9 protein-coding genes are annotated in these 11,835 nt (G+C 68.3%); 3 read left to right on the top strand and 6 right to left on the bottom strand.

Features of this window, described 5'->3' with window-relative positions:
* Positions 1-2 precede the first annotated feature (2 nt).
* The 3 genes from ACKY0W_RS02755 (at position 3) to ACKY0W_RS02745 (ending at position 5,751) form a co-directional block, all read left to right on the top strand.
* Positions 3-947 carry a LysR family transcriptional regulator gene (locus ACKY0W_RS02755; RefSeq protein WP_409436298.1) on the top strand — a complete coding sequence of 315 codons (945 nt, stop codon included), beginning with the start codon at positions 3-5 and terminating at the stop codon, positions 945-947.
* A gap of 145 nt (positions 948-1,092) precedes the next feature.
* Positions 1,093-3,369 carry a cellulase family glycosylhydrolase gene (locus ACKY0W_RS02750; protein ID WP_409436297.1) on the top strand — a complete coding sequence of 759 codons (2,277 nt, stop codon included), beginning with the start codon at positions 1,093-1,095 and terminating at the stop codon, positions 3,367-3,369.
* 15 nt (positions 3,370-3,384) lie between these two features.
* On the top strand, positions 3,385-5,751 hold the full coding sequence (locus tag ACKY0W_RS02745) for a cellulase family glycosylhydrolase (protein WP_409436296.1): 2,367 nt from the start codon (positions 3,385-3,387) through the stop codon (positions 5,749-5,751).
* 5 nt (positions 5,752-5,756) lie between these two features.
* Here ACKY0W_RS02745 and ACKY0W_RS02740 read toward each other — a convergent pair whose 3' ends face one another.
* The 6 genes from ACKY0W_RS02740 to ACKY0W_RS02715 form a co-directional block, all read right to left on the bottom strand.
* On the bottom strand, positions 5,757-6,197 hold the full coding sequence (locus ACKY0W_RS02740) for a hypothetical protein (protein ID WP_409436295.1): 441 nt from the start codon (positions 6,195-6,197) through the stop codon (positions 5,757-5,759).
* Positions 6,194-7,165 carry a porphobilinogen synthase gene (gene hemB / locus ACKY0W_RS02735; RefSeq protein WP_409436294.1) on the bottom strand — a complete coding sequence of 324 codons (972 nt, stop codon included), beginning with the start codon at positions 7,163-7,165 and terminating at the stop codon, positions 6,194-6,196. Before hemB ends, ACKY0W_RS02740 begins: the two co-directional genes overlap by 4 nt.
* Positions 7,166-7,238: 73 nt before the next feature.
* Complete coding sequence (locus tag ACKY0W_RS02730) at positions 7,239-8,966, bottom strand: uroporphyrinogen-III synthase (RefSeq protein WP_409436293.1); 1,728 nt, start codon at positions 8,964-8,966, stop codon at positions 7,239-7,241.
* Between the two features lie 33 nt (positions 8,967-8,999).
* On the bottom strand, positions 9,000-9,935 hold the full coding sequence (gene hemC / locus ACKY0W_RS02725) for a hydroxymethylbilane synthase (protein ID WP_406756425.1): 936 nt from the start codon (positions 9,933-9,935) through the stop codon (positions 9,000-9,002).
* Positions 9,936-9,940: 5 nt separating this feature from the next.
* Complete coding sequence (locus ACKY0W_RS02720) at positions 9,941-11,332, bottom strand: glutamyl-tRNA reductase (RefSeq protein ID WP_409436292.1); 1,392 nt, start codon at positions 11,330-11,332, stop codon at positions 9,941-9,943.
* Positions 11,333-11,521: 189 nt separating this feature from the next.
* Positions 11,522-11,782 (bottom strand): glutaredoxin family protein, encoded by a 261-nt coding sequence (locus tag ACKY0W_RS02715; RefSeq protein ID WP_409436291.1) that lies wholly within the window; start codon positions 11,780-11,782, stop codon positions 11,522-11,524.
* Between the last annotated feature and the right edge of the window lie 53 nt (positions 11,783-11,835).

The following is an 11,835-nucleotide window of genomic DNA, read 5'->3' as shown; positions in this document are numbered from 1 at the left end:
CTATGCTTAGCCCCATCGAGATCAACACCCGCAAGCTGGGCTACTTCGTGGCGGTGGCCGAAGAGCTGCACTTCAGCAAGGCCGCGGAACGCGTGCACCTGGCCCAGCAGGCCCTCAGCCGCCAGATCAAAGAGCTCGAGAACCTGGTCGGCGCCAAGCTGCTGGAGCGAACCACCCGCAAGGTGACATTGACGCCCGCGGGCGAAGCCTTCCTGGAGGGAGCGCGTACCGCGCTCACTGCTCTCGACGAGGCCGCGTCTGCCGCCCGCCGGGCCGCACGCGGGCTGGCCGGCACGCTGCGGTTGGGCTACGTCCCCGGCGCCGCCCTCGAACTGACGCCATTCATCCTGTCCGAGTTCGCGGAACGCCACCCCGATGTCAGCGTTGAGATGCAAGAGTTCCCGGTCCACGACTCCTCGGCAGGCCTGGCATCAGGTGCCACTGACGTGGCGTTCGTGCGCCTGCCGAAGGGCATCCCCAATATCGAGACGGAGGTTTTGTTCGTCGATCCGGTCGTGGCGATGGTGGCGAGCTCGCACCACCTCGTCGGACGGGGTTCGGTGTCCGCGCGGGAACTCGTCGCCGATCCGATCACCAATGGGGACACCCTTGACGAGGCTTATCGCGCTTTCTGGTGCCTGGAGGCGGCGCGCGACGAGTCAACCAAGGCCCGCTTCGTTCCCATCAACTCGATCACCGAGGAAGCACAGCTGGTCGCGGCCGGCGCGGCTATCGCGGTCACCAGCGCAGTGGTCATGCACCACATGCCGATGCCCGGGGTGGAATTCCTCGAGATCAACGACTGGCCTGGCTCGGCGATCGCCCTGGCCTGGCACCGTGACGAACGCTCGCCCCTGGTCACCCAGTTCCTCCACACCGCGCTCGCGGTGCGGGACCGAGAGTCCGAGCTCGTTCACACCATGGAGAACAGGCCGACCACCACCTGATTCAGCACGCCTGCGTTGTCAATGAGGCGGCGGTTTGGTGTTTCACTTCAGGGCTGCCAATTGCCAGGCTTGACGCAGGGAATTATTAGAATTCCTGCTCAGGGTCACGGCTACCTGAGAAGTTACGTCGCCAGGGGTATCGGCAATGACTCGTCAGCGTTCCGCCACGCGTACTCACCGGTTGTGCACGGCACGACATCGCCTGATCGGTCTCGGGGTCAGTGCCGGCGCGTTCGTGACCCTCGGGTTGGGACCACTGGCCGTTGCGCCCGCGGCCCAGGCCGACTTCGACGACGTGATCGAAGCAGCCATCGCACCCTTCGTGGACACCAACACCAACACCCTCGACTGGGACGCCGTGCTCTCCCCCACCGCCTGGGACACCTTCCTGGCCCCGGAGCACTGGGACGGCGTGCTGGCCGAACTGGGTGCCCTCGCGGTACCCGGAACGGCCAGCTTCGATCAGGCAGACCTGGCCGGCTGGGTGCAGCAATACCTCTACACCCCGATGCACGCCGGTATGCAGGCCTGGATCACCAGCGACTTCGGCAAGTCGGTCAACGACGTGATCAACACGGTGTTCGGCTCGCTGGTGATCGGCAACGGCGTCGACGGAACGGCAGCGATCCCCGACGGCACCCCGGGTGGATGGCTGTTCGGCGACGGCGGCGCCGGCTGGGACAGCACCGAAGCCGGCGTCGCCGGCGGTGACGGCGGCGCAGCCGGGCTCTTCGGCACCGGAGGGGCCGGCGGTGACGGCGGCGCAGGCGCCATCGGTGGCCACGGCGGTGACAGCGGATGGCTGATCGGCATCGGCGGTGACGGTGGCGACGGCGGTGACAGCGACAGTGGTGTCGGTGGCTACGGCGGTGACGGCGGTAGCGCGACCGGATGGTTCGGCAGCGGTGGCGCCGGTGGCGACGCCGGCGACGGCGTGTACACCGGTGGCCGCGAGCTGCCCGCGCTCGGCGGAGCCGGCGGCAACGGCAGCTCGCTACTGGGCACCCACGGTACGCACGGGCAGTTCGGCGCCCTGGAGGGCTTGCCACCCGGCGGCGTCGCTGACCTCGGCACCACCGGCGCCTGGATCACCGACAACGACGGGCGAGTGGTCGTCCTGCACGGGTTCGGCGAGGTGAACAAGCGGGCGCCGTTCTATCCCGCCGCTGAGAACGAGGGGTTCAGCGATGCCGACGCGGCGCTGCTGGCCGCCAACGGCTTCAACGTGGTGCGGGTCGGCATCCTCTGGGAAGGCGTGGAGCCCCGGCCCGGCGTCATCGACTACGACTACCTCGCCGCGATCAACCAGACCATTCAGACGCTGTCCAACCACGGCATCTACACCGTGCTCGACATGCACCAGGACCTTTACGCCGCCGGACTCGGTGGCCCCCTGGGCTACGGCGACGGTGCCCCGGACTGGGCGGTGCAGACCGGTGGGATGCCCGATCCCGACACCGGTTGGCCGTGGACTTACGCGCTCAACCCGGCGGAGAACCACGTCTGGGATGCCTTCTGGCGCAACTCCGACGCGCCCGACGGCGTCGGATTGCAGAACCACTACGCCCAGATGTGGCAAGCCGTTGCGCATTACTTCAAAGACGACGCGAACGTGGTCGGCTACGAGCTGATGAACGAACCGTGGGCGGGCTCGACATGGCTGTCGACCATCTTCGGCAACTCGTTCTTCGAAGGCCAGCAGCTCACCTCGTTCTACGACCAGGTGGCTTCGGCGATCCGCTCCGTCGACTCGACCACCACGCTGTACGTCGAACCGAGCACGCTGTCCGGCAACCTGCCGATCCCGACGTACCTGGGCGAGGTGGACGACTCGAACGTCGTCTACGCGTTCCACGACTACTGCACCATGACGGCCCTGCTGGGCACCGACTTCGGCTGCTCGCTGTGGGAGACGATCGTGCAGGGCTACGCCGACGCCTACGCATCGAAATACGATGTGCCGGTAGCGATCACCGAGTTCGGCGCATCCACCAACACCGGCTCGATCAACGACACCCTGGACGAGGCCAACCGGTACGGGTACAGCTGGATGTTCTGGGACTACACCCTGATCCGCTACCACGATCTACACACCCCGATAACCGACGACACCGTCGACTACGCCACCTTGACCACGCTGGCTCAGCCCTACCCGCTGGCGGTCGCCGGCACCCCGGACTCCTGGTCGTTCGCGGACGGCACTTTCCACTTCAGCTACTCGACCGAGATGACGGACGGCTCAGGACACTTCGCCGCCGGCACTCAAACCGAGATCTCAGTACCGACACTGCAATACCCCGACGGCTACCAGGTCAGCGTCACCGGAGGACACGTCGTCTCCGCGCCAGGCGCCCCTGTCCTCGTGATCGCCTCAGACAGCGGCGCGAGCACCATCACCGTCACCGTCACCCCCGCAAACTAGGAGATACGCGTCACCATGACAGACCGCATGAGCGGCCGGACCATCGGATTTGCCACTGCCACAGGCGCGTTCCTGTCCTTCGGGATGGCGCCACTGGCCGTCGCGCCGTCAGCCCAGGCCGACTTCGACGACGCGATCGAAGCGGCCATCGCACCGTTCCTGGACGCCACCACCAACGATCTCGACTGGGATGCGGTGCTCTCCCCCACCGCCTGGGAGACTTTCTTCGCCCCTGCGCACTGGAACACCATCTTTGGTGAACTCAGCATCCCGGGTGCAGCTGCCGGACCGGCGGCCTACGACCCGGCTGACCTGACCGCATGGATCCAGCACAACATCTACACCCCGATCCACACCGGCATCGAAGCCTGGATCCACAGCGACATCGGCCAACAGGTCAACAACTTCATCAACGAGCCGTTCCTCACGCTCACCGGACGCGCCCTGATCGGCGACGGCGTCGACGGGGATCCGTTGCACGTCAATGGAACCGACGGTGGATGGCTGTTCGGCGACGGCGGCGCCGGCTGGGACAGCACCGTAGACCACACGCCCGGCGGCAACGGCGGACACGGCGGGCTGTTCGGCATCGGCGGGGCCGGTGGCGACGGCGGTGCCGGAGCTTCCGGTGGTGCCGGTGGCGCGGGTGGGGTGGTGATGGGCATCGGCGGAGTCGGCGGCGACGGAGGTGAGGGCGACCTCGGCTACAACGGCGGTGCCGGCGGGTCCGGCGGCGCAGGCGGCGACGCCGCCGGCTGGCTGTTCGGCCTCGGCGGCCACGGCGGAAACGGTGGAAACGGCGCCGCTGGCGGCACCGGCGTCGACGGCGGCCACGGCGGTGACGGCGGCCACGGCGGTGACGGCGGCAGCGCTATCGGACTGTTCAGCAGCGGCGGCCACGGCGGTGATGCCGGCGACGGCGTCTACAGCGGCCCACGCGATCTACCCGCCCTCGGCGGAGCCGGCGGCGGCGGAGGCCTGCTCGGCGCCCACGGCGACCACGGCCACTTCGGAACCCTCGAGGGCGCCCCGGCCGGGGGTCTGTCCGACATCACTACCGCCGGCAGCTGGCTGGTCGACAACGACGGACGCGTCGTCGTCCTGCACGGATTCGGCGAGGTGGTGAAGGACCCGCCGTTCTACCCCGCCGCCGAGGGGTTCAGCGACCAAGACGCGGCCCTGCTGGCCGCCAACGGTTTCAACGTGGTGCGGCTCGGCATCATCTGGGCCGGGGTCGAGCCCGAACCCGGCGTCTATGACTACGAGTATCTGGACCTGATCAACCAGACCGCGCAAACCCTGTCCAACCACGGCATCCGCGTCGTCCTCGACATGCACCAGGACAACTACGGCACCACCTTCTGGGGCGATGGCGCACCGGCGTGGGCGGCACAGGACGGCGGCCTGCCCAACCCCCACACCCCGTTCCCGTTCCGCTACGTCATGAGCCCCGCGGAGAACTACGCCTGGGATGCGTTCTGGAGCAACGCCGACGGGCCCGACGGCGTCGGACTGCAGAACCACTACGCGCTGATGTGGCAAGTCGTGGCGAATTACTTCAAAGACGACCCCAACGTGATCGGCTACGAGCTGATGAACGAGCCGTGGCCGGGCTCAACATGGCTGTCGACCATCTTCGGCGGCTCGTTCTTCGAAGGCCAGCAGCTGACCCCGTTCTACAACCTGCTGGCTTCTGCGGTCCGCTCGGTCGATCCGGCCACACCGCTCTACATCGAACCCAGCGTGCTGTCCGGCAACCTCCCCATCCCGACCTACCTGGGCGAGGTAGACGATCCGCGCGTCGTCTTCGCGTTCCACGACTACTGCACCACAACGGCTTTCATGGACAGCAACTTCGGCTGCTCGCTGTGGGAGACAATCGTGCACGGCAACGCCGACGACTACGCGTCAAGATACGACCTGCCGGTGGCGATCACGGAGTACGGCGGAACCACCAACGCCGGCTCGATCGCCGACACCCTCAACGCGGCCAACAGCTACGGCTACAACTGGATGTTCTGGGATTACACCATGCTCCGGTACTGGGACCTGAACCAGCCGATGACCGAAGACAACATCAACATGGACCTCCTGACGCAACTGTCCGAGCCGTATCCGCTGGCGGTGGGCGGCACCCCGGAATCGTGGTCCTTCGGTGACGGCACCTTCCAATTCACCTACTCCACCGAGATGGCCAGCGGTACAGGACACTTCGCTGCCGGCACCCAGACCGAGATCTCGGTGCCGAACATCGTCTATCCGGACGGCTATCAGGTCAGTGTCACCGGCGGACACGTGGTCTCGGCCCCGGGCGCGCCGGTGCTGATCATCGCCTCGGACAGCGGCGCCACCACCGTCACCGTCACAGTGACGGCCAGCTGAACCGGCTACCGGATGAAGTAGGCCTGCGCCTCGGATCGGTGCAGCAGGACAGTCCCCGCGGCGATCAGCACCGATCCGAGAATGCCGGTGACCGCCACGGCCATCGCGACCGCCGGCCTCGCATCGGCGTGCCACAGCGCGCTGACCGCATTGACCACCGCGGCGATCCCTCCGCCGGTCAACACGGTGCGCGCCCAGCGATACCCGGAGCGCATCAACATCAGAAACGTCGCCACCACCACGACCACCACGATCGCCGTCAGCGCGGTGATCGGGTAGGTGACCGCGGTCGCCGGGATCTCCGGGGCGGTCAGCAGGTTAACCACGTATCCGCACGTCATCAGGGGCAGGGCGGCAAGCCACAGCCAGAACGCGGTGTCGACATCCGCGGGACGGCCAGGTGGAATCTGGGCCGAGGGCCGCGGCCCGTCGGGTGGAGCCGTCACGCCAGCCAACCGGCCGCTTCGGCCGCCCAGTAACTCAGCACGATGTCGGCGCCGGCACGCCGGATGCCGATCAGGGACTCCAGCGCCGCGGACCGCCCGTCGATCCAACCGTTGGCAGCGGCCGCCGCGATCATCGCGTACTCGCCCGAGACCTGGTAGGCGGCGACCGGAACAGAGGACACCGCGGCGGTCGCCGCGATCACGTCCAGGTAGCCCATCGCGGGTTTGACCATCACGATGTCGGCGCCCTCCGCGAGGTCGAGTGCGACCTCGCGCAGCGCCTCGCGGGAGTTGCCGGGTTCCTGCTGGTAGGTCCTACGGTCCCCGGCCAGGGTCGAGGCGACCGCGTCACGGAACGGACCGTAGAACGCCGAGGCGAACTTCGCCGCGTAGGCCAGGATCACCACGTCGCTGTGCCCGGCGGCATCCAGCCCGTCGCGGATCGCCGCCACCTGGCCGTCCATCATGCCGCTCGGGCTCACCACATGAGCACCCGAATCCGCTTGGGCAACGGCCAGTTCCACGTAGCACTTCAGGGTGGCGTCGTTGTCGACCCGGCCTCGCGCGTCGAGCACCCCGCAATGGCCGTGATCGGTGAACTCGTCCAGGCAGGTGTCGGCCATCAGCACCGTGGCCTCACCGAGATCGGCGGCCAGATCGCGCAGCGCGGTGTTGAGCACGCCGTCGGGAGCAGCGCCGGCCGATCCTGCGCTGTCTTTGTCCGCCTCCACCGGAACCCCGAACAGCATCAGCCCGCCCACTCCGGCCGCCACCGCCTCGGCGGCCGCGGCGCGCAGCGAATCACGCGTGTGCTGATACACCCCGGGCATAGAAGCGATCGGTCTCGGCTCGTCGATGCCGTCGGCGACGAACATCGGCAACACCAGATGCCTGGGCTCCAGCGATGTTTGAGCCACCAGCCGGCGCATCGCCGGAGTGGAACGCAGCCGACGGGGACGCTCTCTCATGCGTTGACTCTGCGGTGAGGGCGGAAGTTACTCGCACTTTCACGCCATGGACGCAGAGTCAACGCGAGCGAGGTCATCGCCTGCGGCTCTTCTTTCGCGGCGGAGGCAACGCACCCTCGGCCCGCAGCCGCGCAGCGTGCTCGGCCAGGGCGTCGACCAGCGGACCCACTGCCGCGGTCTCCGGCTGCACGTCCACCCGCAGCCCGAATTCGGCTGCAGTCTCCGCGGTCTTGGGGCCGATGCAGGCCACCAGGGTCCGGGCGTGCGGCTTGCCGGCGATGCCGACCAGGTTGCGCACCGTCGAGCTCGAGGTGAAGCACACCGCGTCGAACCCGCCGGTCTTGATCATCTCCCGGATGGCCGCGGGCGGCGGAGCAGCACGAACGGTGCGGTAGGCGGTGACATCCTCGATCTCCCAGCCCCGCTCGCGCAGCCCTTCGGCCAGCGTCTCGGTGGCAATGTCCGCGCGCGGCAACAGCACTCGGTTCACCGGGTCGAAAACGTCGTCGTAGGGCGGGAATTCGTCAAGCAGGCCCAGCGAGGACTGCTCGCCGGACGGCACCAGCTCGGGGCTGATCCCGAACGCCCGGACACGCTCCGCGGTGGCCTCGCCGACGCAGGCGATCTTCACCCCGGAGAACGCACGAGCGTCCAGACCGAACTCAGCGAACTTCTCCCACACGGCACGCACCGCATTGGTCGAGGTGAACACCACCCACTGGTAGCGGCCGTCCACCAAACCCTTGACGGCCCTTTCCATCTGGGCCGGGCTCCGCGGCGGCTCCACGGCGATGGTCGGAACCTCGATCGGCGACGCGCCGTGCCCGACCAGGCGGTCGCTCATCTCGCCGGCCTGGTCCTTGGTGCGCGGCACCAGCACCGTCCAGCCGTACAGCGCGCGGCTCTCCCACCAGTTCAGCTTGGCCCGGTTGCTCACCGTCTTGCCGATGGTCACCACCAGCGGACCGGCCGAGGTCTCCTGACCGTTGGGCAGGATGACCGGGTCGATGCTCGCCAGCGCCGAAGCCTCCGTCAGGCCACCGAGGTTGGACTCGATCGACCGCTGCGCGCACGTGGTGCCCGACGTGGTGACCACGCACGGCGTGCTGTCCGACAGGCCGTACTCGATCAGGGTGCGGGCCGCCTCCGGCAGGTGCGAGGTGGTGGCCTGCAAGATCAGCGGCCCCGGAGCGGCAGCCAGAGCGCCCCAGTCCACGTTCGGGTCGCGGACGTCGGCCACCGTGTGCGACGAGCCGAGCGGCAGACCGGCGTAGGTGGGCACCGCACTCGTGGCGGGCAGTCCAGGCACGATCTCGAACGCAACGTTGGTGCGAGCCACCGCGCTTACCTCGGTGATGACCGCGTCGATCGACAGCGGGTCACCGGCCACCAGCCGCACCACGTCGGAGCCTGAGCGCGCCTCGGCCGCCAGAATCTTGGCCACCTCGGCCGGCTCGCCCAGCGCCGGGCGAATGTCGGGTCCGCCCGGAACGGTCGCGGCGGCTTCGTCGGCGCCGGCGTCATCGTCCGCGGCGGTGCCGTCGGCATTGTTGGCCGCGTCGTCGTCGGCCTTGTCCGCCTTGGGGGCCGGGGGCACCGGACCGGCGATCGGAGGCAGGTCCGTGCCGACCAGCGCCAGCACCGCCTCAGGCACGTCGGGGTCGATGAACACCAGCGCGGCGTTCGTCAGCGCCGTCCGCGCCCGCGTCGTCAGCAGGCCCGGGTCGCCGGGACCCGATCCGACGAAAACAATGCGGCCCGGCTTGGGCTTCTGCCCTCGCACGCTCACTTGGCGAGCCATTCGTTACTCCCAGTCACTTCACCACGCACCGTTTCACCGTGCGTCCGACATCAGCTCGCGCGCACCCAACTCGAACAGTTCCGCCGCGACCGACACGCCCAGCTCCCGGGCTCGGTCCGGACTGCCGATGCCGGACGCGCGGATCACGTCGGATCCGTCCAGCGCCGCCACGCAACTGCGCAGCGACAGCTCTTCGAAGACCCGGCCGTCCTCATCGATGGACTCGACCACTTCGGCGATCGCGCCCACCGGTGCGGAACAACCCGCCTCCAGTTCGGCGAGCAGGGTCCGCTCGGCGGTAACCGCCAGGCGGGTGTCGGCGTCGTCCAACTCCGCCAGCAGCGCCGCCAGTGCCGTATCACCTGCGCGACACTCCACCGCCAGTGCCCCTTGAGCCGGAGCCGGCAACATCTGTACCGGTTCCAACGTCTCGGTGACCGCGTCGAGGCGTCCCAGCCGGGCCAGACCCGCCCGGGCTACCACGATGGCGTCGAGTTCGCCGCTGCTTACCCTGTTCAACCTGCTATCTAGGTTGCCTCGTAGGGGGCGAATTTCCAAACCGAGACCCAGTGCTCTAAGCTGTGCGGCCCGCCGCGGCGACGAAGTGCCCACCACGGCACCCGCCGGCAACTCCCCCAGCACCAATCCGTCACGCGCCACCAGCGCATCCCGTGGGTCCTCACGCGGCGGATTCGCCGCGAGTCGGAACCGGGAGTCGGCAGCGGTCGGCAGGTCCTTGTGAGAGTGCACAGCGGCATCGACTCGGCCGTCGAGAATGGCCTCTCGTAGCGCAGCGGTGAACACCCCCACCCCGATGTCGGCGATAGGCCCGGATGTGACATCCCCGGCGGTGCTGATCACGACCAGTTCAGCGGGGTGCCCAGCGGCCACCAGGGCATCACGAATGGTCCCGGCCTGGGTGGTGGCCAACAAGCTACCCCGGGTACCGATGCGGATTACTTCACCCAAAACGTCTACCCGGCCGACCCGGTTTCGGCGCCGACATCAAGCCCTCCTGGCACTACTGGTAGTTCACCGGCGGTCGCGACCGCGTCCACAGCGGTCGGATCGAGCTCAAAGAGTTCACGCAACGCCTCGGCGTAGCTGTCCCCGCCGGGCGAGCTGGCCAGCTGCTTGACCCGCACCGTGGGGGCGTGCAGCAGCTTGTCGACGACGCGGCGCACCGTGCGCGCCACTTCCTCGCGCTGGGCGGTCTCCAGGTCCGGCAGCCGGTGATCCAGCCGCAGCAATTCGGCGGTGACCACGTCGGCGGCGCGCTGGCGCAGCGCGGTCACAGTCGGGGTGACCTCGGCCATCCGTTGGCCGGCCAGATAGGTGGCGACCTCGCGGGCCACGATGTTGCGTGCGGCCTCGGTGTCGGAGGTGGCGACCTGCGCCGACGGCTCCCGCTGGATCCGGTCCATGTCAATGACCCGCACCCCGGGCAGCCCGGTGACCGCGGCGTCGACGTCACGTGGCATGCCCAGGTCGCAGATCACCAGCGGTTGGGTCGCCTCGTCACGGTCGCCCCCGGCCAGCGCGTGGTGCACGTCGGCCAGCGACACGACTGGGCTCACCGCTCCGGTGGAGGACACCACGATGTCGGCACTGATCAGGGTTGCGGCCATCCGGTCCAGGGCGACGGCGTCAGCCGTGACACCGCTCTCGCGGATCTTGCGGGCCAGTCGTTGAGCTCGCGGCAGCGAGCGGTTGACGACGTGGATGTGTTGGACGCCGGCACGCACCAGGTGGGCCGCAGACAACGCGCCCATCGACCCCGCGCCGATCACCACCGCGGTCCGTCCCTGGAGCGCCTCATCGCCAAACTGACAGCCAAACTGCTTGGCCGCGATACCCAGGGCTACCGAGACCACCGACGCGCCGGCGGCGTCGATCCCGGTTTCGGAGTGCACCCGCTTGCCCACCGACAGCGCACGCTGGGCCAATTCGTGCAGCACCCGGCCGACACTGCTGTTGGCCTCGGCGGAGGCATAGGCGCGACGCACTTGGCCCAGCACCTGCTGTTCGCCGACGACCGCGGAGTCCAGGCCGCTGGCCACCGAGAACAGGTGCTCGACGGCGGCCTCGCTGTAGCGGACGTAGGCGTACTTGGTCAGGTCGGCCATCGACATGCCGGAGTGCTCGGAGAGCACCTGGCCGATCGCCGACAACCCGGCGTGGAAGGCTTCGACGACGGCGTAGACCTCAACCCGGTTGCAGGTCGACAGGATCATCGCCTCGGTGACGAGCGGCGACTCCAGCACCTGCTCGACGATCTTGACCTGATCGGATTCTGCGGTGCTGAGCTGCTCGAGTACTGAGACGGGGGCGCTGCGGTGCGAGACCCCGAAGAGCAGGACGCTCACGGCAATATCACCTGGTCCGCTCCTTGCTGTCACCCGTGAAGAAACTTCACTCCACGGTAGAGGCTAAAGCGCTGGCCTACCAAATTCGGCGGTTCAGCGAGGCTCGACGGAGGAGAGGCGAAGCTGGAACCGTCGTATGAGCGAGCGGTTCAGCGAGGCTCGACGGTGAGAGGCGAAGCTGGAACCGCCTCATGAACCCGCCAAATCAGCACGTAGGCGGGCCTCGTCGACCTCCCAGTAGCTGTGTTCTCGTCCGTCGAGCAACACCACCGGCAACCGGTCGCCGAATTCCGCCCGCGGCGCGGTGTCACCGGCCGCCGCGGCGGCGTCGACGTCGACTGTGTGCAGGTCGAACGCGAGCTCGTCCGCCAGCTGGGCCAACTGGTCGTGTACCTGCACGCAGACCGGGCAGCCCTCCCGGGTGAGCAGCTGTACCTGGTGGCGGGTCATGGTTCCAGTGTCGCAGGGGTATCGCCGGCCTGCCGAGGCCACCGAGGTTCTCT

This window comes from Mycobacterium sp. SMC-14, from assembly GCF_046250075.1.
Classification (GTDB): Bacteria; Actinomycetota; Actinomycetes; order Mycobacteriales; family Mycobacteriaceae; genus Mycobacterium.
The sequence above is the reverse complement of the archived record's forward strand: the minus strand, read 5'-3'. Positions and strand labels throughout refer to the sequence as shown.